The 20,483-nt window shown below is 45.2% G+C and carries 20 protein-coding genes and 1 pseudogene; 20 read left to right on the top strand and 1 reads right to left on the bottom strand.

Annotation, left to right across the window (positions count from 1 at the left end; all coding sequences use genetic code 11):
- From JWG43_RS16035 to JWG43_RS15955, 17 genes and pseudogenes are all read left to right on the top strand, one after another.
- The coding region (locus JWG43_RS16035) for a hypothetical protein (protein ID WP_205243959.1) at positions 1-767 on the top strand (767 nt) is incomplete at its 5' end.
- A 425-nt stretch (positions 768-1,192) separates the two neighbouring features.
- Positions 1,193-2,005, top strand: coding sequence for a glycosyltransferase family 2 protein (locus JWG43_RS16030; RefSeq protein ID WP_205243958.1), 813 nt, complete (start codon positions 1,193-1,195; stop codon positions 2,003-2,005).
- 2 nt (positions 2,006-2,007) lie between these two features.
- Positions 2,008-3,165: a glycosyltransferase family 4 protein gene (locus JWG43_RS16025; protein ID WP_205243957.1), complete on the top strand. Its 1,158-nt coding sequence runs from the start codon at positions 2,008-2,010 to the stop codon at positions 3,163-3,165.
- Positions 3,158-3,577: a nucleotidyltransferase substrate binding protein gene (locus tag JWG43_RS16020; RefSeq protein WP_205243956.1), complete on the top strand. Its 420-nt coding sequence runs from the start codon at positions 3,158-3,160 to the stop codon at positions 3,575-3,577. The genes JWG43_RS16025 and JWG43_RS16020 overlap by 8 nt, the downstream gene beginning before the upstream one ends.
- Positions 3,558-3,893: a nucleotidyltransferase family protein gene (locus JWG43_RS16015; protein WP_205243955.1), complete on the top strand. Its 336-nt coding sequence runs from the start codon at positions 3,558-3,560 to the stop codon at positions 3,891-3,893. Before JWG43_RS16020 ends, JWG43_RS16015 begins: the two co-directional genes overlap by 20 nt.
- Before the next feature lie 36 nt (positions 3,894-3,929).
- Positions 3,930-4,109: pseudogene (locus JWG43_RS16010) on the top strand (GDP-mannose 4,6-dehydratase); the annotation flags it as partial.
- Positions 4,110-4,366: 257 nt separating this feature from the next.
- On the top strand, positions 4,367-5,011 hold the full coding sequence (locus JWG43_RS16005; protein WP_205243953.1) for a hypothetical protein: 645 nt from the start codon (positions 4,367-4,369) through the stop codon (positions 5,009-5,011).
- 52 nt (positions 5,012-5,063) lie between these two features.
- Complete coding sequence (locus JWG43_RS16000; protein WP_205243952.1) at positions 5,064-6,038, top strand: GDP-mannose 4,6-dehydratase; 975 nt, start codon at positions 5,064-5,066, stop codon at positions 6,036-6,038.
- Between the two features lie 108 nt (positions 6,039-6,146).
- Positions 6,147-6,638 carry a GbsR/MarR family transcriptional regulator gene (locus JWG43_RS15995; RefSeq protein ID WP_205243951.1) on the top strand — a complete coding sequence of 164 codons (492 nt, stop codon included), beginning with the start codon at positions 6,147-6,149 and terminating at the stop codon, positions 6,636-6,638.
- Between the two features lie 244 nt (positions 6,639-6,882).
- The gene (locus JWG43_RS15990) at positions 6,883-7,734 is read left to right on the top strand and encodes an ABC transporter permease (RefSeq protein ID WP_205243950.1); all 852 of its coding nucleotides are present in this window, start codon (positions 6,883-6,885) and stop codon (positions 7,732-7,734) included.
- Between the two features lie 98 nt (positions 7,735-7,832).
- Complete coding sequence (locus JWG43_RS15985; RefSeq protein WP_205243949.1) at positions 7,833-9,104, top strand: ABC transporter ATP-binding protein; 1,272 nt, start codon at positions 7,833-7,835, stop codon at positions 9,102-9,104.
- A 40-nt stretch (positions 9,105-9,144) separates the two neighbouring features.
- Entirely contained in the window at positions 9,145-10,275 is a 1,131-nt protein-coding gene (locus tag JWG43_RS15980) for an FkbM family methyltransferase (RefSeq protein ID WP_205243948.1), read from the top strand.
- Between the two features lie 147 nt (positions 10,276-10,422).
- Positions 10,423-11,532: a DegT/DnrJ/EryC1/StrS family aminotransferase gene (locus JWG43_RS15975; RefSeq protein ID WP_205243947.1), complete on the top strand. Its 1,110-nt coding sequence runs from the start codon at positions 10,423-10,425 to the stop codon at positions 11,530-11,532.
- A 103-nt stretch (positions 11,533-11,635) separates the two neighbouring features.
- Positions 11,636-11,866 carry an acyl carrier protein gene (locus JWG43_RS15970; protein WP_205243946.1) on the top strand — a complete coding sequence of 77 codons (231 nt, stop codon included), beginning with the start codon at positions 11,636-11,638 and terminating at the stop codon, positions 11,864-11,866.
- 5 nt (positions 11,867-11,871) lie between these two features.
- Positions 11,872-12,984, top strand: coding sequence for a 3-oxoacyl-ACP synthase III family protein (locus JWG43_RS15965; protein WP_240193650.1), 1,113 nt, complete (start codon positions 11,872-11,874; stop codon positions 12,982-12,984).
- Between the two features lie 2 nt (positions 12,985-12,986).
- Positions 12,987-13,745 (top strand): SDR family NAD(P)-dependent oxidoreductase, encoded by a 759-nt coding sequence (locus tag JWG43_RS15960; protein ID WP_205243944.1) that lies wholly within the window; start codon positions 12,987-12,989, stop codon positions 13,743-13,745.
- 63 nt (positions 13,746-13,808) lie between these two features.
- Entirely contained in the window at positions 13,809-14,438 is a 630-nt protein-coding gene (locus JWG43_RS15955; RefSeq protein WP_205243943.1) for a NeuD/PglB/VioB family sugar acetyltransferase, read from the top strand.
- 93 nt (positions 14,439-14,531) lie between these two features.
- Here the strand turns inward: JWG43_RS15955 and JWG43_RS15950 are convergent, their stop codons facing one another.
- Positions 14,532-15,668 (bottom strand): IS630 family transposase, encoded by a 1,137-nt coding sequence (locus tag JWG43_RS15950; RefSeq protein ID WP_205243942.1) that lies wholly within the window; start codon positions 15,666-15,668, stop codon positions 14,532-14,534.
- Positions 15,669-15,970: 302 nt separating this feature from the next.
- Here JWG43_RS15950 and JWG43_RS15945 point away from each other — a divergent pair, with 302 nt between their 5' ends.
- The 3 genes from JWG43_RS15945 to JWG43_RS15935 all read left to right on the top strand — a co-directional run bounded on the left by JWG43_RS15945 (position 15,971) and on the right by JWG43_RS15935 (position 20,206).
- Positions 15,971-17,671: a glycosyltransferase gene (locus tag JWG43_RS15945; RefSeq protein ID WP_205243941.1), complete on the top strand. Its 1,701-nt coding sequence runs from the start codon at positions 15,971-15,973 to the stop codon at positions 17,669-17,671.
- A 203-nt stretch (positions 17,672-17,874) separates the two neighbouring features.
- Positions 17,875-19,092, top strand: coding sequence for a glycosyltransferase (locus tag JWG43_RS15940; RefSeq protein WP_205243940.1), 1,218 nt, complete (start codon positions 17,875-17,877; stop codon positions 19,090-19,092).
- A gap of 16 nt (positions 19,093-19,108) precedes the next feature.
- Positions 19,109-20,206, top strand: coding sequence for a glycosyltransferase (locus JWG43_RS15935; RefSeq protein ID WP_205243939.1), 1,098 nt, complete (start codon positions 19,109-19,111; stop codon positions 20,204-20,206).
- The last annotated feature ends 277 nt before the right edge of the window (positions 20,207-20,483 follow it).

Here is a 20,483-nt window from a genome sequence, read left to right as displayed (position 1 = left end):
ATGCAATAGGAAGCAATGTTGTCGATGAAGGTGGAAATAGAATAAAAAATAGTTTTAGTGAGATAGCTTTTTTTTCCACTTTTATAATTTTTATATACATGACATGGAAACTTTTCATATTTAAAAATAATATAGATAAAATTTTATTATCAATTTTTCTGTGCCATGTTGTTATTTTTCTTATACCAACTTTTAAGATTTTTGCAGGCATATTTGGTTTGCTTATGCACCAAGATATTGTATGGAGATTTTTTTTCGCTTCGCCGTGGTTTATATTTATACCGATCGTATTTTTTGATTTTTTTAAAAAAATATATTACAAAAAAGTTGTTTTGTTCACTTCTATGCTCGCAATAATATTTTGTTTCTATTTTTTGTCAGAAAGAATTTTATTCAAAACTTTTTCAGGAAATATTCAATCTATATATAGTTCTTTTTCGCGAGATAAAGTTTTTGTGCAATATTCATATTCAGATTTAAAAAGTTTAAAAGAAAATATAGACCACCATGTAGGTGGTATGGATAAAGAGTATGTTATGCTTTATTTGCGTGGTGATATGGCCACTGTTGCTAGAGCTATATATGGATACTATGCGTTCTCTCACCGTAGAGTATTTATACCCATGGAAAATTTTTATAATCAAAATTTAGATACAAAATATAATCTAATCCCAGTTGATCTCCCTGTAAATTTCCCTAAGGATAGAAATATCTTCACCTATTTTGACTTAGATGAAAAAAGAATTTCTCAAATGAAAAAATATTGATATGTAAAAAAAGAAAATGTAATTTTTAGCATTGAAAATATAGAAAAAATAAAAAATACATCATAGTCCCAGGTTTGAATTTCTTGGTTGATATGATTAAACCATCCAAGGTATCAGTAATTTTATATAATGAAGAGAAATCATTAATTTTGGTACATCTGCCCAATTTAGAAGGGATCTTCGTAGACATTTTGATTCATATTCAGCAAAAAATATAGGTTTTTATCTGTAAAAAATTTGAAGACATTTTATCAGGTGAGTATAAATTAGGAGTTGTGGTTCAAGTCGATAGTTTTACCGGTTATTCATTATCTTCAACTCTCATTAAAGTTGTTTATGGTAAAATCATAATTGAGTTTTTTTAATAAAAAATATTTTTCACTCTTTCCTGGATAGAAAAAACACAAAATACAAAAAGATATACTATGTTATTCAGTATTATCACAACCAGTTATAATACTGGAAAGTATCTTGAACAGGCAATTATCAGTGTAGTCAAGCAAAGGCAAAGCGGCATCGATGTTCAGTATATAGTGGTCGACGGCTGCAGCAGCGATGCAACCCCTGAAATTCTCAAGCGGTACAGCAGCGAGATAACCCACCTCATCGTCGAACCTGATTCCGGCCCAGCCAATGCGCTTAACAAAGGGTTGCGCCTTGCCGCTGGTGATATGGTAGCCTGGCTCAATGCCGATGACTTCTACTACCCCAATACCCTGGCCCGGATTCGCGACTGTGCCACCAGCCATCCCCAGGCGGCCATGTGTTTTGGCCGCTGTCCCATCGTTGATCAGGGGGGGCGCGAGATTCGTTCGCCCATTACCCTATTCAAAGAGATGTTTTTTCCTCTGTCCTCCCGTTTCACCTACCAGTGTATCAATTATCTTTCTCAACCGGCCCTGTTTTTCCGTAAAGAAGCACTGGTTCAGGCCGGTCCGCTGCGCGAGGACATGGTGGCGGCCTGGGATTATGATTTTATCCTCAAACTCTGGCACTGGGGGCCAGCAGTTCAGGTCGTGGGCAATGACCCCCTGGCCGCCTTTCGCTGGCACCCCACCTCCATCAGCGGGCAGCATTTTGCCATCCAGTTCCGGGAAGAATATGAGGCCGCGGTTCGCGATGCCGGCTTGTTCAGCCCTCAAGCCTTGCTACACTATTTTGTCCGCTGGGGAATTGTTGGGAGCTACCATCTGCTCGCTCTCCGCCGAAGTCTGGCAGCACCATATGGGAAGGGATGAACATGCGCATAGGTGTGAACACCCTGTTCATGGTGCCCGGCGATGTGGGAGGGACAGAGACCTTCCTGCGCCAGACTCTTTATGCTCTGGCCGCACATCACCCTGAATGTTCTCTGGTGCTATTCACCACCTATGACAACCATGAGGTTTTTCGAGGTGAACTCGGCCAATTCCCCCAGGTCGAATATGTGCTGTTGAAGTTTTCCGGCCGTCATCGCCCCTTGAGAATTAGCCTGGAACAACTTTTTCTGCCCCTGGCAGTCGCTCGAGCCCGGGTCGACGCGTTATGGTCTCCGGGGTATACGGCCCCTTTCTGGGCACCCTGCCCGCAGGTGGTGACCATTCCGGATTTGCAGTATAAAAGTTTTCCCGAAGATATGGGACGGCTTGAACGGATGGTGCTCGACTGCCTGGTGCGTATGGCCTGCCGCCGCTGCAACATGGTGCTGACCATTTCTGAGTTTTCCCGGCAGGAAGTGCTCCGGTTCGGTTTTGCCGCTCCGGAAAAGGTCCGGCCGGTGCTTCTGGGGGTGGACCCCTCTTTCGCCACGCCCCTGCCGCCGGTAGACGAACAGGAATCGCTGCACCGCTGCCTGACAGCAGAGAGGCCCTATATCCTTTGCGTGGCGCATACCTATCCCCATAAGAATGTCAATGTGCTGATAGGAGCTTTTGCCATGGTTGCTCATCGCATTGAGCACAACCTGGTTTTCCTGGGGCGGCCCCGTCGAGGAGAACCGGAAGTGCTGGCAGCGGAAAGTGGTCTGCTGGATCAAAAGCGCTACATTCGTCTGGCCTCCGGTGTACCGTTCAGCGACTTAAAGCGACTGTACCAGGGGGCCGATCTCTTTGTCCTGCCCTCCGCCTATGAAGGGTTCGGTTTGCCGGTGCTCGAGGCCATGATGAGCGGAGTGCCGGTGATCACGACCAGGCAGGGTTCACTTCCCGAGGTGGCCGGTGATACGGTACACTACATCGAATCAATAACAGCAGAGTGTCTAGCCGCAAAGATTCTTGAGGTAGTCAACATGAACAGAGAAGACCGTGATCGCCTGATTGCCGCCGCTTGTAAACGAGCCACCACCTTTACCTGGCAGAGAACAGCCGATGGTATGAAACAAGCCTTTAGCGCATTGCGAGGAAACGCCTTTCATGGATGAATTGAAATCAATTCGCTGGCAGCAGCGTTATCGAAATCTATCGCGTGCCTTCAAACAACTACAGCGCGGTGTTGAGATTAAAAGTCCCACTGATATTGAACTTCAAGGCGTCATTCAGAGTTTCGAGTTTACCTTTGAACTGGCATGGAAAACGCTCAAAGATTACCTGGAGGCGCAAGGTGTTCTCTGTTCTTTCCCCCGGGATATTATCAAACAGGCCTTTCACCATCATATTTTACAAAATGGAGAAATTTGGTTGGATATGCTCGGCAAGCGCAATCTCCTGGCCCACACCTACGAAGAGCATCTTGCCCGGGAAGCATATCGTTTGATTACAGAGAACTATTTTCAGGAAATACAGAACCTGCTCAAGTGGTTTGCACAGCAACATAATGGAAGCACAGAAGATTGACCTGCCTGCAAAGGTTGCCGATACCATTATCCAAGCGATTCGGGACTATCCTGAAATCGAAAAAGTGTGTGTGTTTGGTTCCAGAGCATTGGGCAATGCCAAACCTGGTTCGGATATTGATCTTGCCGTCATCGGTGCACGGGTGACCCCAAAGACCATAAGCAAGTTGCGTGATTTTCTCGAAGAAGAAACCAGTATCCCCTATTTTTTTGATGTTATAGCTTTTAATACGATTGAAAATGAGGCGCTTCGTGATCATATCCTCCGCTATGGTAAGGTGCTGTATCAAAGTACCGACAGTGTTGCCCGTCCATAAGATTGTGAACCCATGTTTTCAAAAAACAGATCATAAATGAAAGCACTTATATGTGGCGTCTCCGGGCAGAACGGCGCCTATCTCGCGCAATTACTCCTGGAGAAGGGGGACGAGGTCCATGGAACATCAAGAGATGCCCAGACCTCATCGTTCCAGAATCTGACCAGGCTGGGTATCAAAGAGCAGGTGCATTGTCATTTTCTGGCCATCAATGATTTGACTCCTCGTCATTTGGTGGGGATTTGATACCTTTATACATCAAATCCACACCAAATGACGAGGGAGCCAAATGTTCAATTCCAGTCGAGGTTGTTGCCGCCTTGTACCCGAAAGACCAGAAGCATAGAAGAAACGAAGGCTTGGCTTTACCTGAAGGGCGATTTTAACGGCAACAATCTCCGGGAGGCTGTGTGCCTCAGGGCCTTCTTGGTCGTGACGTATTTACACTTGTGAATCGATAGAGGAGGAAACATATGAAGAACATACTGAGAGAACTCATCAAGAGGACACCATTATACCCTGTCTTGAGAACCTTTGAACAAAGACGGGAGGTCAATGAGTGGGTGAGACGTGGGCGGCCTGCACCACCTCCGCATATCATCAAACAGCGTACCATCAGGGAATTCGCGGAGAAATTTGGAGTTAACGTCCTGATCGAAACTGGAACCTACTATGGCGACATGGTTGAGGCCATGAAGGGCTACTTCAGCCGGATATACTCAATTGAGCTGAGCAAAGAGCTGTATGAGAAGGCAAATAGAAAATTTGCTGGTGACAACAGGATAAGCATCATTTATGGCGACAGCGGAATTGAACTTGGGGAGCTGATTTCCAACTTACATGAACCAGCTTTGTTTTGGCTGGATGGGCACTACTCCGCAGGAGTGACAGCCAAGGGCGATAAAGATACTCCGATTTATGAAGAGCTGAAACACATATTCAGTAGTTCACAAAAAGGTCATGTTATTATTATTGATGATGCAAGGTGTTTCGGAAGGGATCCCGCTTATCCCAGTATTAATGAGTTAAGTGAGTTTATTAAATCCAATATTTCTAATGTTAAAATTGAAGTTAAAGATGATAGCATAAGAGTTTTTCCTGACTGTCAAGTCGGCTAACCAATAAGCTTAGAGTACAAGCGCTGCAAGCCAACAACTTCGGAGGAAAAATTTGAAAGTATTAATTTGCGGAATATCCGGTCAGGATGGAGCCTATCTGGCTCAATTTCTTCTCGCAAAAGGTTATGAGGTATTCGGTTCATCCCGGGATGCCCAGACCTCCTCTTTTGCCAATCTTATCCGTTTAGGAATCCGCAAGCAGGTTTCTGTCCTTTCAATTGCTATCAATGATTTTCGCAGTGTTCTTCAAGCACTCAACATGGTCCAGCCCGATGAAATTTATAACCTTGCCGGGCAAAGCTCCGTGGGGCTGTCATTTGAGCAACCGGTGGAAACCCTGGAGAGTATCAGTATCGGGACCCTCAATCTGCTGGAGGCGGTGCGTTTTACCGGTAGGAATATAAAATTCTACAATGCTGGATCAAGCGAATGCTTTGGCGATACCGGCAAGATCGCCGCCAACGAACAGACCCCGTTTAAGCCCAGAAGTCCTTATGCCGTCGGCAAGGCTTCGGCCCATTGGATTGTGGCCAATTATCGTGAAGCCTATGATCTTTTTGCCTGTACCGGAATTCTGTTCAACCATGAATCACCTTTGCGCCCGGCCAGGTTTGTGACCAGGAAGATCGTTTCCGCTGCCTGTCGGATTGCTGCGGGTGATCGAGAACCACTTCGTCTGGGCAATATCAATATTCGACGCGACTGGGGATGGGCACCGGAATATGTCGAGGCGATGTGGTTGATGATGCAGCAAGAGTATCCGGAAGATTTCGTGATCGCCACCGGCAGAAGTTCCAGTCTGCAAGACTTTGTGGCCAATGCTTTTGCCGCTGTTAATCTTGATTGGCAGGACCATGTGGTTGTTGATGATTCTTTTTTGCGGCCAACGGATATACTGGTTGGATGTGGTGATCCCGGCAAAGCGAGAAAACAGCTTGGCTGGCAGGCAAAAACAGACATGGAGAATGTGGTTTTGAAAATGATTGAGGCTGAAAGAAAAAATGAAAATCCACAGGATATGAAATAAATTTAAAAATGAAAAAAGGTTTAGCTATTGGGAAGAAGCACCTTGACAGTTATCACTGAACTCGGTAACTTTTATAAAAATATAAAAGTTTAAGTTTGGATGTAGAGAATGAAGGCGCAGGGTACAGCCATCAAAAAGCGACTAGTGGCATCGGGAGGGCGGCTTGCACAAGAGTTCGGATTCAACCGGGTGGCTGGCCAGGTGTTATCGTGTCTTTACCTGACCGAAGGTGAGGCCTCGCTGGACGAACTCGAGCGAGAGTTGGGTTTGAGCAAGGCTGCCGTCAGTCTGGCTGCCACCCAGCTGGAGCGATTGGGCTTGATACATCGCGTCAAGAAGTCCGGCGACCGTAAGCGGTATTACCGCAGTGCCGAGGATATCGGTTCAGCTTTGCAGCATGGGATATCGACGTTTGCTCGCACTAAAATGGCCCTACTGGAAATCGATCTGGCTGAGGTCAGCGCTGAGTTGGCAGATTTCCCTGGCGAAGAGAAGGCTCGATTCCTTGCCGTGCGGGTGGCAAGGATCAGGGACCTCAACCAACGGGCAGAACGTATGCTTGACCATCCATTGACCAAACTTTTCTCAAAGTTGATATAAACAGACACACAGCTTCGCGATCCTGGAAAATAGTTTATCGTGGCGGGTTGATTCCATTTTTTTAAATTTTCCAATCTTCCAGAAATAACAACAACTAAATGTGCTTTGTGTGATTGCATTACGACAGAATTTATACTGTCCCCGTCAATCTTGTGGCCTGTGGTAAAAGTGTATTTTTTATCGTCAACAATATTTCAAATAGTTACGTATTTTTAGGCAAATTTCCCAAAGAAAAAATTAAATAATGTCCACTCCTAAAATTACCATCTATACGCCGGAATCCCAGGTCCGCCATCCGGGCAAAATGCTCCGCGCCATGTTCAAGGACTTGGCCTTATCTCAAGATCTGGCTTGGCGACTTGCCGTACGCGATATCAGCGCCCAATACAGGCAGACGTTTCTTGGCTTGGCCTGGGCCTTCATCATGCCTGTCGCCACAACCCTGACCTGGATCTTTCTGAGCGGTTCGGGGATCATCAGCGTGGGCGCGACTGCCTTGCCTTATCCTGTCTATGTGTTCACCGGTACCATGCTCTGGTCTATTTTCATGGACTCCCTGAACGCGCCTCTGGCCATGACCAATGCTTCCAGGAGCATGCTGGCCAAGGTTAATTTTCCCAGAGAAGCTTTAATTGTCGCCGGGATCTACAAGGTGCTGTTTAATGGAGGCATCAAGGTAGGGTTACTGATTTTGGCTCTGCTTGTTGTTGGTATTTATCCCTCCTGGAGCCTACTCTTGTTTCCACTGGGATTGCTATCGCTGATTCTGGTTGGCACGGCAATTGGCCTGTTTCTAACCCCAGTGGGGACATTGTACACTGATGTTGGCAATGTGATCGGGTTTGCGATGCAGTTTCTCATGTATATCACGCCTGTGGTATTTCCCATGCCCAAGGAGGGTTGGGTGGAAATCCTATTCCGGCTCAACCCCATGACACCCTTGATTTTGACCACGCGGGACTGGCTGACTGGTTACACACCGGAATACTGGATCAGCTTCATCTTGTTCAATGTTTTTTTCCTGTTTTTTCTCCTGGCCGTCTGGATGATCTACCGGGTCAGTATGCCGATTATTATTGAGCGAATGAGCTCGTGATACATGGAGATCAATGCAAAGCTCAATAGCAAATGGCTGAGGAACAAATCACGAAAAACGGGCTTCACAGCCTTACGAAAGGTTATGAATAAAGAAAGATGAACAAAACACCAGGAACCACTTTCGATGAACGCGGCGAAGCCGATGTCCTCGTCCGCGTTGAAAACGTATCCAAAAAATTCTGCCGTAGTTTGAAGAAATCCTTGTGGTATGGCGTGAAGGACATTGGCGCGGAACTTCTGGGCAAGAATGATCACCAGAACGAATCGTCTTTCCTGCGCGCCGATGAATTTTGGGCTTTGCAGGATATTAATTTTGAGCTGAAGCGGGGGGAGTGCCTCGGATTGATTGGCCAAAACGGCGCTGGCAAAAGTACCTTGCTCAAAATACTTAACGGCTTGCTGAAACCTGATACCGGCCGTATTGCGATGAGGGGCCGTGTTGGAGCACTGATTGAGCTAGGTACTGGCTTCAACCCCATCCTGAGCGGCCGTGAAAACATTTACATAAACGGCTCTGTCCTTGGTTTTAGCAAGCAGGAGATTGATCGCAAGCTTGATGCCATTATAGATTTTGCCGAGATCGGCGACTTCATTGATATGCCCGTTAAAAATTATAGTTCAGGGATGCGCGTGCGCCTTGGCTTTGCCGTAGCCGCTCAGATGGAACCGGATGTGCTGCTCATTGATGAAGTCTTAGCAGTTGGCGATATTGGCTTTGTTTTAAAATGCTTTAACCGCATGGATAGCCTTCTTGGCAATGCAGCCATCATTCTGGTTTCACACAACATGCCTCAGGTCGCTCGTATGTGTACCAATCTGACCTTGATGGAACATGGCCGGACAATATACAACAGTTATGATATAGCCTCGGGGCTCAACCTTTATTACTCTAAATTCAAGGCTGAAATCGGCAATTTTACAAGTGACGGACGAGCATTTTTGCAAGAAGTTGAAATCAGTTCCAATGGAAAAACGTCTCAGAAGGACAAAATATTTCAAGTTGAATATCAAAATGAATTGTTGATCCGTCTGACCATTCAACTGAATGAGCCAGTGAGAGATCCTGATTTACGCATTTACTTTTATGACAAAGAGCAGCGCGTATTTGCCGAAGCCTCCAACCTGCACACGGATTTTAATGCAGCGCTACATCTGCAACAGGTCTCAGGGTTGCTAATCTTACTGGCTAAAATGCCGAAGATTAACTTCTCTCAAGGGACATACTCGATCACAGTCGCCCTCTCAGGAAAAATCAATGGGCAAAAACAGGTGCTGTTCCGTTATCAATCGGCCGCTTATTTTCAAGTAAACGGTACCCGACACGGGTGGTCACCGGTGCAATTTGAGCCAACTTGGCAGCGGTTCTAACCAATCTCACATATAGCAGAATGGGGCAAGGTATAGCTACATGATCGAAAAGAACTTTTTGGAAGCCTTTGTTGCCGAAATCTGTTCGAATATGCTGAATGATTACGATGATAATTACGACTTCTACCGCTTTAATCAACCAGAACCGCATTCCACTATCCCAGCCAATTGGAAAGAGTGGGCAAAAAAGAAGTTGAGCCAAAGAGGGTATGGTTATATTCCTTCTTTCTCGGCAACACTTACCAAAGCCATCGATCAAATAGTACCATTTTACTATGACCTCCAAGCACTTTATGTACAATTAACCGATGAAACATCTAAAGAATTGTTGATCAAGTTGATGGCTTTTCGCTGTTTGGGGCATCGAAAAGTGAAGTTACCTTTAAACACGCCCACCTATTGGGCCGGAATCCAACAGGTTGAGCAATTAGCAGACCAACAAAATTTTCGACTAACGAAATTTTACGGATGGCGGCTTTATCAATTCAATCTAGCAACTCTCAATTACCCTATCCGTTTTTATTGCACTGCTAAAGGTTCGTACAGTCAATTTATACTGCAACAATACCGGGGAGTATCTGACAATTGCGTTGTCGAGGTTGAGCCAGGGGATTATGTAATTGACGCTGGGGGATGCTGGGGAGATACAGCACTTTATTTTGCCCATAAAATTGGCGTTGCAGGACGAGTTTTTTCTTATGAATTTATCCCTAGTAATCTTGAAATTCTGCGCGAGAATCTCTCGTTAAACCCGGCATTGCAAGAGCGGGTTCAAATTATAGAAAGGGCAGTCTGGCAAGATACAGACACAGCATTGTTCTATAAGGATCAAGGCCCAGCCAGTCACGTTAGTTTTGCTGAAATGCCAAACGCCACAGGAAAAGTCATGACGCTAACTATTGATGATTTGGTTGCGCAAAGCTCTTTACCCCGTCTTGATTTTATTAAGATGGATATTGAGGGCGCCGAAGTAGCCGCTTTGCAAGGGAGCATCAACACGTTACGTCATTTTAGACCCAAGCTAGCGATTTCCGTCTATCATGATGTTGCTCATTTCTTTCAAATTCCTAACTTCATTGCCTCGCTCAATTTAGGCTACAAATTTTTCCTGCGTCATTATACTATCCACCAGGAAGAAACGGTTCTCTTTGCTTGGAGCGATCAGCGATAACTTATTATAATATCCAGTATATTTTCCCTAGAACAACCACTTGGCAAACAGATGCTGGTTGTTTCTCCCCAGCTATCTGCCTTGGAAAAAAATTTTGTCATACTTTGAATTTGACATTCAGCATAAGTAACATGCCAGAAGGTTTACATGTCAAAAACACCCATCTACGTCACCCAGCCCCATCTGCCACCCTTGGAGGAATTCATTCCTTATCTGGAACAGATATGGGAGAATAAAATTCTCACCAACAATGGACCGTTTCACCGTCAATTTGAAGGAGCTTTATGTGAATGGCTGGGTGTGGATCATCTTGCCCTGTTCACCAACGGCACACTCGCCTTGGTCACTGCGTTACAAGCCCTGCGGATTACCGGGGAGGTTATCACCACACCTTTCTCTTTTGTGGCAACAGCTCATGCGCTGCTTTGGAACGGTATCATGCCGGTTTTCGTCGACATTGACCCTAAAACACTCAACATCAATCCTGCAAGGATCGAGGCAGCTATCACGCCAAAAACCACTGCAATTCTAGCCGTACACGTCTATGGCAACCCTTGCGACGTTAAAGAGATTCAAACCATTGCCGATCATTATAACCTTAAAGTCATTTACGACGCTGCCCATGCCTTTGGAGTCCGATGGCAAAATGGAAGCGTACTTCGCCATGGTGACCTATCCGTAATGAGTTTTCATGCAACCAAAGTGTTCAATACATTTGAGGGAGGAGCTATTGTCTGTCCCGACGCCAAATCAAAGCAGCACATCGATCATCTCAAGAATTTCGGTTTTGTCAATGAAACAACCGTTGTTGCCAGTGGTATTAATGGCAAAATGAATGAAATGCAGGCCGCTTTCGGTCTCTTGCAACTCAAGCATATCAACGAAGCGCTGGAGCGCCGTTGTCAGATTGATGCAGTCTATCGTGAGAACTTGAAAAGTATCGAGGGCCTGCACTGCCTTGACTACGAAGGTCAACACGTGGCCAATTATGCCTATTTTCCAATTTTGGTTGGGCCGGAGTATCCTTTGAGCCGGGACAGCTTGTATGAGAAATTGCGCGAACAGGGAATTTATTGCCGACGTTATTTTTATCCGCTTATTTCCTCGTTTTCCATGTACCGAGGTATGTCCTCTGCTCGCTCGGGTAATTTACCGGTTGCAGAGCAAATAGCACAGCGAGTTATATGCTTGCCGATCTATCCTGCGCTGGATGATATGGATGTAAAACGAATTATTGAGATGTTGCGTCTTCGATAAACAAAATATCAAGGCGATTTGATAGAAATTTGATTTGTTGGAATCTACCATGCAAATTTCATGGTTGCTGATTAAACGCAGCCATTAAAATAGGAGAGAATCCATGCTGGAGAAATTGACAGCCAATCTCGCCGAGATTCTGGAATGTGATCCGGACGAATTGAGCGGAGAGACCATCTTTCGTGATCACGATGCATGGGACTCATTAGCTTATTTATCTGTAATTGCAATGATTGATGAAGAATTTAATATTACCATTCCCCAACAAAAATTTAATGGATTGAAAACCATTGCTGACATGGCCACGTACATTGAATCGAACTCTTCTTTGTGAATGCAATGCCCTTTTTTAAGTGCAGCAACATCAAAATAGGCGGAATAGCCTGTGCAGTGCCCGGAGAGGTTGTCGAAGTTTCCTCTTTTATACCTGTTTATGGGGAAGATATGGTGGTCAAATTCACCGCCATGACCGGAATTAAATCTTTTCGCAGGAGCCACAGCAAACAAACGGCATCCGACCTTGGCTTTAGCGCGGCTGAACATCTGCTGACCCACAAGGGCATAGATAAGTCCAGTATTGGGGCGCTCGTTTTTGTGGCCCATTCGACCGATTATCGGCGACCGGCAACGGCCTGTGTCCTCCATAAAAGGTTGGGTTTGAACAAAGAGTGCGCGGCTTATGATATCAATCTGGGATGCTCGGCCTACCCTTACGGCCTTCAGGCCGTCGCAAGTTTGATGCAATGCTCAGATATCAGCAGGGCTCTGCTCGTTGTAGGAGAAACAGTTACCAAGATATCTAACCCTAATGATCGCTCCACGGCGATGCTTTTCGGTGATGCCGGGGCCGCCACCTTGCTGGAAAAGACCGAGGGTCCACATGATATTGTGGGACTGTTGCGAACAGATGGCAGCGGTTATCGTTCCATAATTGTTCCAGCTGGAGGATTTCGCCAGCTTCAAGCTGCCCATGAAAACACAGTGGTCTGCATGGACGGCAATGAAAGATCGCTTCACGATGTCCACATGAATGGCCCTGATGTATTCAATTTCACCATCCAGGACGTCCCTCGTGCCTTGCGGGATTTTTTCCAACATACTGGTAGCAGTGTTGATGATTATGATGCCGTTATTCTCCACCAGGCAAACCTTTTTATTATTAAACAGATAGCGCGAAAATTAAAAATTCCGCTGGATAAATGTCCCCTCACCATCGATCGTTTCGGCAATACATCTGCCGGTGCTTTGCCCCTTACCCTGTGTGATGCCTACGCAGGCAAAGTGGAACGGGAACTTAGGGTGCTGATGGCGGGCTTTGGGGTTGGTCTTTCCTGGGGTGTGGTTGCCGCCACTATCAACACGAGTGACCTGTTACCGGTGTTAGAAAGCGATGATTACTTCGCCGAAGGAATTATCACTGATTCAAATGAAGTATATAAGAGTGAAGCGTAGAGATGACGACACCGATGACGTTAGCGGGAAAGCAGGTGCTGATCACCGGAGCATCCTCCGGTATAGGACGAGCCATTGCCGTGTTGGCCGGCCAACTGGGGGCCAAGGTAATATTGGTTGCCCGTCGTGAGGCGGAACTGCAACAAACTGCCGCGCAAACACCCGCCCCCTCGGTTTGTTACAGTTATGACTTGCAGGACATCGAGCAGATTCCCAGGCTGCTTGCAGAGATCATTGCAACCCATGGCCCCTTGGATGGTTTTGTGCACAGCGCGGGAATTTCCACCACCATCGGCCTGCGGGCATTGCGCATTTCCATGGTTGAAAAGAGCATGCGCGTCAATTTCTACGCATTTTTGGAGATTATGCGGGCGATAACCAAAAAGGGCTGTTTTAACGAAGGATTGAGTGTGGTTGGGATATCATCAATAGCCGCCCTGCAAGGTAACACTGGAAAAACCATCTATTGCGCGACAAAAGCGGCAATGGATGCTGCCATCAGGTGTTTGGCAAAAGAACTGGCCCCCAAGGTGATCCGTGTTAATTCCGTGGCACCGGCATTGATTGAGACCGATATCTACAAGAGTATTATGGGGAGGGTGGAAGAATCAGCCAAGGTACAAGAGATAATCAGTCGGCAATACCTGGGGATAGGTGAACCTTTGGATGTTGCAAATATGGTGGTATTTCTGCTCAGCCCGGCGGCCAAGTTTATCACTGGGGCTACTATCCCGCTGGATGGTGGGCGGCTTAGTTCGTAGTTTACTGTTCGTCATCGTACACATTTATGGAAGAGATAGCGGCAATAATCGCAAGGTACCAACATGAAAGATCTGATCATTATAGGGGCGCGGGGGTACGGGCGCGAATTGTGCAGCTTGGTGGAGGAGATCAACCAGCAAAAAAAACGTTTTCGGGTTAAGGGATTTCTCGATGATAACCGAGATGCGTTGACCGGTTATTCGGGATACCCGCCAATCCTGGCCTCTGTTGAAGACTATATTCCCATGGCCGACGAACAGTTTGTATGTGCTCTGGGGATTGCTAAGGACCGAAAAAAATACACGGAGATGATCTTGGCCAAAGGCGGTGTGTTTGCCACCCTAGTACACCCTACAGCTCTATTTAGAAAAAATGTTGTTTTGGGGCGGGGCGTGGTCATCCAATGCTTTACGGTTCTTTCATGCGATGTTCAGGTCGAAGACCATGTACATATCCAAGGACAGTCAAATTTGGGCCATGATTGCAAGGTAGGAAAATGGTCGCAATTAAGCCCGCAGGTATTCATGGGAGGCTATTCTGCGGTAGAGCATGAAGTGCAAATATACACCAAGGCCACGATCCTCCCTCATATAGTCGTCGGAGCGGGGGCAACGGTTGGGGCCGGCAGTGTGGTATTAAAAAATGTCCGCCCCGGAACTTCAGTTTTTGGTGTGCCGGCAAAGATAATATAAAAAATTTTACATCATGTGCATGTATTGCAGAAAAAAATAGCCATTTTTCTTCGCGGTTCAAAATAGTAGTCCATTCGAAAAATAACGTTACATTTACGCGGTGGCAATTTCTTCCATTTTGTACCGCCACCGAAATACCACGGGGTCTTTGTTGATTTCCTCGATTCCCTGGTAAATCCGATCCACGAGCTCTTGCTTTGAATCAACGCGGATGTGACGGAGAAAGGATCTGGCGATCTTGCTGAAAAACGATTCGATAAGGTTGAGCCAGGAACCATGCTTCGGTGTGAAAACAAAATGGAATCGGTTCGGTCGTGATTTAAGATATAGTTGAGTTTCTTTTGACACATGGGCGGAGTGATTATCAAGGACGATTCTGATGACCCAGTCTTCCGGATACCTGCCATCAATCAGGTCAAGAAACTCAATAAACTCACGACTTCGATGGCGGTCTCTGACCAGCGCATGAACCCTGCCGGTATGGAGATCAATCCCACCGAGCAAAGAGACAGTTCCCAAACGTTTGTATTCATAATCGCGGCCGATAGCCGAGTGCTTCCCCGGCACCGGTCTGAGTTGGGCAGCAATATTTTTGATGGCTTGAATGCCTGGTTTCTCGTCGTATGACACGGTGGTTGATTCCCGATTCTGGGCACTTTCAGGAGATTGATTGATCATTTCCACGTCTTTATACACACACAGAACATCGATCATCTTCTCCTCAAACAGAGGGTCTCGTTGTTCCAGATAATAGCTGATTTTATGTGGACGAATGTCGCCTTCGGTCAGAATATCATGCACCTTACTTCTGCTCACTTTCTTCAAGCAGTGGTGCCCGCTACGGTCGGCATGGGTCCTGATATGCGTAACAAGGCTGCTATAGGTCCAGGTTTCAGCTGCATAACCAAGTTCGGTCGGTCGTTGGCAGGCCAAGGACATAACCCAGCTTTTGGCAGCGTCATCAATGACGCGACTCCTGCCGGAACGCTGGATATCGTCAAGCGAGGCCAACGGCCCAAAGGCCAATGCCTTATCGATTGCTCGATACACCAGCGGACGGGTCGTGCCCAACTCATTGGTAATTGACGTAATGTTAGTTCCACTGGCATACATAAGAAGAATAGTGGCTCGCTGTACACGGCTTGCCGACTCGCTCCTGCTGCGGCTGATCTTCTCAAGTTCTTGCCTGTCGCTATCGGCAAGAATCAAATCCGGCTTTGGGTTGCGCATTGCTCTCCTCCTTGGTTGATTATAGCCCAAGAAGGAATGTAACACGATGGCAAAGCGTTGTAACGTTATATAGAGAACTTTATAAAACTTTATAATAGTTTATATCTGCGTCCTGCCTTGGCCGTCCCGATCATTTTTTTGGAAAAAATTTTTTGTGAAACGGCGAGGCAGGATGTTTTTGAAAAAAACCGATGCTCCATGCTTGGCCTGAAGAAGTGACGGATGTGAATGAGGAGCGCTGGTTCCGGATCTAAATTTCAAAGAGCTACGCACAAATTCTACGAACGAGACGAATAAGTAAAATGGATCCTAGTCCAATTGTTTCAAGTTATACACCTCTCAAAAATCCTATTAAGATTACTAGGCATTGTTGGCCAAAAGAAACAAAACCTTTGGTCACTATATGTTGTGTAACTTATAACCATGAAAAATATATTAGAAATTGTTTAGATGGTATTCTCATGCAAGAAACAACTTTTCCAGTTGAAATATTGATACATGACGATGCCTCTACTGATAATACAGTTTCTATTATTAAAAATTATATAAATAATTATAAAAATTTATTTAAAACAATTTTTCAAATTGAAAATCAGTATAAAAAAGGTGTTCAAATAGGGAAAATGTTATGGAAAAAGGCAACGGGTGATTTTATAGCCTCTTGTGAGGGGGATGATTATTGGACTGATAAAAAAAAGTTGCAAATTCAAATTGATATTCTTCTTAGTGCACCTGAATATTCAATGTGTTTTCATAATGCAGAAATTGTCAATGAGGTTAAAAAAAACAAATCATTTTATTCTAAAATAAACTCTATAACTACTTATTCAATTCGAGATTTGGCTTATTCTAATTTTATTCCAACAGCAACGCGTGTATTTCGAAACTATCAATATGATTTTCCAGAAATATTTTCAAAATTGCCTGCAGCTGATTGGGGACAAAATATGTTGGTCGCTGAGAAAGGTAAAATAGTTTATTTGCCTCGTTGCATGTCAGTTTATCGTATTCATTCGCAAGGTGTCTGGAGTCGTCTTTCTGGAGAAGAAATGAGGGCAAAAGGAATAGAGGTGATGGAAATTTTAGACAAAGCTTTTGGATACAGATTCCATAAAGATTTTGTCAAGGGCATAAATGCAAGAAAAAAAGGCACATCAGGTGGCCTTTTTACTAATTTTAAAAAATCGAATTCAAAAAAAATACCTCAAAAAATAACTGCATACCCAAGTAAATCATTTTTTATATCGCAACCAAATCTCAACTTGCAATCGTTGGATATCTATCTATTGCACCAATTAATTTACGAGGCTTTCAAATCTCAACATCATCGTTTACAAGGAAGGTTGCTTGACGTTGGATGCTGGTTGGCGTCATGTAAGCAGGTGCTTAATCCGTCAGACACTGGTGTGTCACATTACATGGGGCTTGAATTCGCTGACAACCCGAACCATGAGGTTCAACCCGACCTCTACTGGGTTGACGATTGTATTCCATTAAGTGATGCATCTGTAGATTCTGCGCTATGTGTTGAGGTTCTTGAGCATTGTTCCGCTCCGGAGTTGGTCTTGACCGAAATATATCGGGTTCTTCGCCCAAACGGTGTGGTGTTGTTCACGGTTCCTTTTTTATGGCCCTTGCATGAAGTTCCTTATAATCAACACCGATACACTCACTTTGCTATACATCGTTATCTGCAAAAAGCTGGATTCGATAATATAGAGTTGCATTCAATGGAAGGATGGGACCAGAGTTTAGCACAGGTGTTTGGACTGTGGTTGCGGCGTCGACCGATGAACCGGCTTCTACGATTTGTTTTCTCGGTCATGGCGTATCCTGTTTATTGTTGGTTGATTCGTAAGAAATCCACGACATTGGAAAAATCTCGGGGTCAGGCAATGATAGTTGGGTTGTGGGGAACGGCCGTAAAGCGATCTCAAGCCTTGAAAGCGGATGCTTGCTCGCCAGTGTCTTTGACTGATGATGTCAATAAAAAGGTATTGTAATAATCCGCCACAACGACGCAAAAACAGTTGAATAAATATAAAAAGCCTCTGTTTTGAACGTAGGTTTTCCACGAAAATAGTTCCGATCCGCTTGCGATGACAAGTTTCTCGCGAAAGTTCTGTTCGGATTGGGTTTTCGTGCGATTGCCCTGAACCGAGATTCGGTTTAATTGATCCAAATTATTTTAAATGATTAGTTATTTTTGCAAAATAAAGCCATGATACTATCAGATTTGTCTCGTCTGCGGTTGGCGCTGTTTACTCCACATAAGGACGCCGTTTCGGAAACGTTCATCAAGGCACATGTGGAGCGCTTACCATTTAAAATAATCCCCCGGTATGGCCAAGGATTGAATTTTCTTGATGCCAGTGGCAGTACAGTCCATTTCGATAATGGTTTATTTAATTCGATAATTCGACGTATTGCACCTCGACACTGCAACGATTTTAACAATGTAATGGCAAAGCATTTGCGCACCATCAAAGCAGATGCGGTGCTCGCGGAATATGGTACAACAGGCAGTTACCTTGCCCCAGCTTGCCAAAAGGCAAACGTGCCTTTGTTTGTACACTTTCATGGTTTCGACGCATCAGTGAAGGACCTGCTTGAAAAATATCGCACCTCTTACAAGCAAATGTTCGACATTGCCTCCGGTATCGTGGTGGTGTCCCAAGCAATGCACGAACAAGTCTTACGATTAGGGGCTAACCCGGAACGACTTTACCTGAACACATCTGGAGTCGATTCATTAAATTTTTCCGGGGGAAAACCGCAAGACTCTCCTCCTAAATTTCTTGCTGTTGGACGTTTTGTTGATAAAAAAGCCCCTTATTTAACCATTCTGGCATTCAGTCATATCGTCAAGGTAGTTCCGGATGCAACCTTGACAATGGTGGGTGATGGCCCCTTGATCGGCCCGTGCAAACATTTAGCGAATGCTCTAGGAATTTCAAATTTTGTCAAATTTTTAGGGGTTCAGGACTCCGAACAGGTCAGAAAGTTGATGCGAGAAGCCCGCGCCTTTGTTCAGCATTCGTTGGTAGCAGAAACAGGTGACAGTGAGGGCACACCTGTTGGCGTAATTGAGGCGCAAATGACCGGCCTCCCCGTAGTTGCGACCCGCCACGCGGGTATACCTGATGTGGTTATCGATGGAAAGACAGGATTTCTCGTAGATGAGGGTGACGTGGCGGGGATGGCTGATAGAATGTGCCGACTCGCAAAGTCTCCCGAAACTGCAGGAAAAATGGGGGAAGCAGCACGTGCTCATGCGTTAGCACACTTCACCATAGAGCGGCACCTTAATAACCTAACACAAATGATTGTGGCTGGAACTTTCGCATTTGAAAAATCTAGTTGCAGCGTGTTAGTAGGGCAACTCAGAAACTTGAAACAATTAGAGGCGGATAAGCCATGGTAGAAATAATGAGACTGCGATGCGGATAGCCTACCTGAATGCACGTTATAATGAAACTGCAACATCCGGTGGTAATGCTCATATAGGCCAGTTCATCTCCCAGTGTGTTGCTCTTGGGCACGAAATATGGATGGAGTCTGGAAGCGTCCATGAATTAATCAATTATCTTCCCAGTGGTCGTATTGCCTTACTCAAGGCATTACGTTCCATGGATGCAATTTATATCCGGATAGAATGGTTTCCTCCTCCGCAAGCTCGCTGGGCATTACCTCCGTATCGTTTTCTGTTTAGATCTACATTAATGGTTTGGGAATTCAATACAGTTCCTGAATACGGGTTTGATTTAGGCCGTTCCGCGCAGGAAGTAGAGAGTGCCATCGATGCATTTAAAAAGTATGGGCAAGGATGCGATTTGGCTGTGTGTGTTTCGGCTGGTTTGACAGAGTATGTCCAGCAACAGCTATATTTGAAAAATGTATTAACTGTTCCAAATGGTTCCGATCCAGATCTATTTAGGCCCGATCGCCAACCGGTGAAAAGAATTCAATCAACAAAAGATCAGTTGAAGGTAGTATGGATTGGAAGTGCAAATCTGCCATGGCATAATTTAGAAATGCTTCGTATGGCAGCAGATTGGTTGTGGTCAAATGGTTATCATGACGACATTTCTTTTCATATTATTGGAAAAGGGCTAGTTAATCTTAATGAAATGACACCAAATATTTATTACCATGGTCAAGTAGCCTATGTTGATCTTCCTAATTGGTTAAGCGGTATGGACGTTGGCTTGGTGTTGTACAAAGATGGTCCTAGCATGTATGGCTCACCTTTGAAGATGTTTGATTATTATGCCTCCGGCTTGCCGGTCGTCGGCGTTTATCAACCACAATTTTCTGAATTGCTTGAAGAATTAGGCCAAAATGGTTTGTTAGTCCCTGATGGTGATTTTGAAGCGTTGGCAAAAATTTTACTCCAATTGGCTCAAGATCGAAGCAAGCTTAAATCTTTTGGTTTGGCCGGCCGGAATCTAATTATCCATAAATACAATTGGCGAATGCTCGTTTCTTTAATATGTCATGAAATTAATGCGTTAGCTAAGGGTCGATTCGTCAAGTAAGGACAGGGTACCATCTCTAGTACATTTTCAATCATAACTGTCGCAAGTTTTGGGTGAGCCAGTAATTGGTCCAGCTAACCTGAACGGTGAGCAAAGGTGAGTTGCTGTTCGATGTTTCCGCAACTATCGGCGCAGAAGACCGGTCAAGGATCTGTCATCTACCCACAAATAATCCTGGACAACAGCGATTAAGCATGGCAAGGTGTTTCTGCCATGCAGAGCATCCTCGAACGTTTCGACGCATTATCTCTTCAGTTCATTGACGAGGCCATCGCCT

The sequence above is a fragment of the Desulfobulbus alkaliphilus genome (assembly GCF_016918545.1).
Lineage (GTDB): Bacteria > Desulfobacterota > Desulfobulbia > Desulfobulbales > Desulfobulbaceae > Desulfobulbus > Desulfobulbus alkaliphilus.
This window is presented reverse-complemented; position numbering and strand designations above follow the sequence as displayed.

Excerpts from the sequence above, each read along its gene's own strand:
- JWG43_RS15985 (WP_205243949.1), top strand. The coding sequence starts at position 7,833 with ATGAACAAAACACCAGGAACCACTTTCGATGAACGCGGCGAAGCCGAT.
- JWG43_RS15945 (WP_205243941.1), top strand. The coding sequence starts at position 15,971 with ATGGATCCTAGTCCAATTGTTTCAAGTTATACACCTCTCAAAAATCCT.
- JWG43_RS16020 (WP_205243956.1), top strand. The coding sequence starts at position 3,158 with ATGGATGAATTGAAATCAATTCGCTGGCAGCAGCGTTATCGAAATCTA.
- JWG43_RS15960 (WP_205243944.1), top strand. The coding sequence starts at position 12,987 with ATGACGACACCGATGACGTTAGCGGGAAAGCAGGTGCTGATCACCGGA.
- JWG43_RS15990 (WP_205243950.1), top strand. The coding sequence starts at position 6,883 with ATGTCCACTCCTAAAATTACCATCTATACGCCGGAATCCCAGGTCCGC.
- JWG43_RS15995 (WP_205243951.1), top strand. The coding sequence starts at position 6,147 with ATGAAGGCGCAGGGTACAGCCATCAAAAAGCGACTAGTGGCATCGGGA.
- JWG43_RS16005 (WP_205243953.1), top strand. The coding sequence starts at position 4,367 with ATGAAGAACATACTGAGAGAACTCATCAAGAGGACACCATTATACCCT.
- JWG43_RS16030 (WP_205243958.1), top strand. The coding sequence starts at position 1,193 with ATGTTATTCAGTATTATCACAACCAGTTATAATACTGGAAAGTATCTT.
- JWG43_RS16025 (WP_205243957.1), top strand. The coding sequence starts at position 2,008 with ATGCGCATAGGTGTGAACACCCTGTTCATGGTGCCCGGCGATGTGGGA.
- JWG43_RS15950 (WP_205243942.1), bottom strand. The coding sequence starts at position 15,668 with ATGCGCAACCCAAAGCCGGATTTGATTCTTGCCGATAGCGACAGGCAA.
- JWG43_RS15980 (WP_205243948.1), top strand. The coding sequence starts at position 9,145 with ATGATCGAAAAGAACTTTTTGGAAGCCTTTGTTGCCGAAATCTGTTCG.
- JWG43_RS15955 (WP_205243943.1), top strand. The coding sequence starts at position 13,809 with ATGAAAGATCTGATCATTATAGGGGCGCGGGGGTACGGGCGCGAATTG.
- JWG43_RS15975 (WP_205243947.1), top strand. The coding sequence starts at position 10,423 with ATGTCAAAAACACCCATCTACGTCACCCAGCCCCATCTGCCACCCTTG.
- JWG43_RS16015 (WP_205243955.1), top strand. The coding sequence starts at position 3,558 with ATGGAAGCACAGAAGATTGACCTGCCTGCAAAGGTTGCCGATACCATT.
- JWG43_RS15970 (WP_205243946.1), top strand. The coding sequence starts at position 11,636 with ATGCTGGAGAAATTGACAGCCAATCTCGCCGAGATTCTGGAATGTGAT.
- JWG43_RS15935 (WP_205243939.1), top strand. The coding sequence starts at position 19,109 with ATGCGGATAGCCTACCTGAATGCACGTTATAATGAAACTGCAACATCC.
- JWG43_RS15965 (WP_240193650.1), top strand. The coding sequence starts at position 11,872 with ATGCCCTTTTTTAAGTGCAGCAACATCAAAATAGGCGGAATAGCCTGT.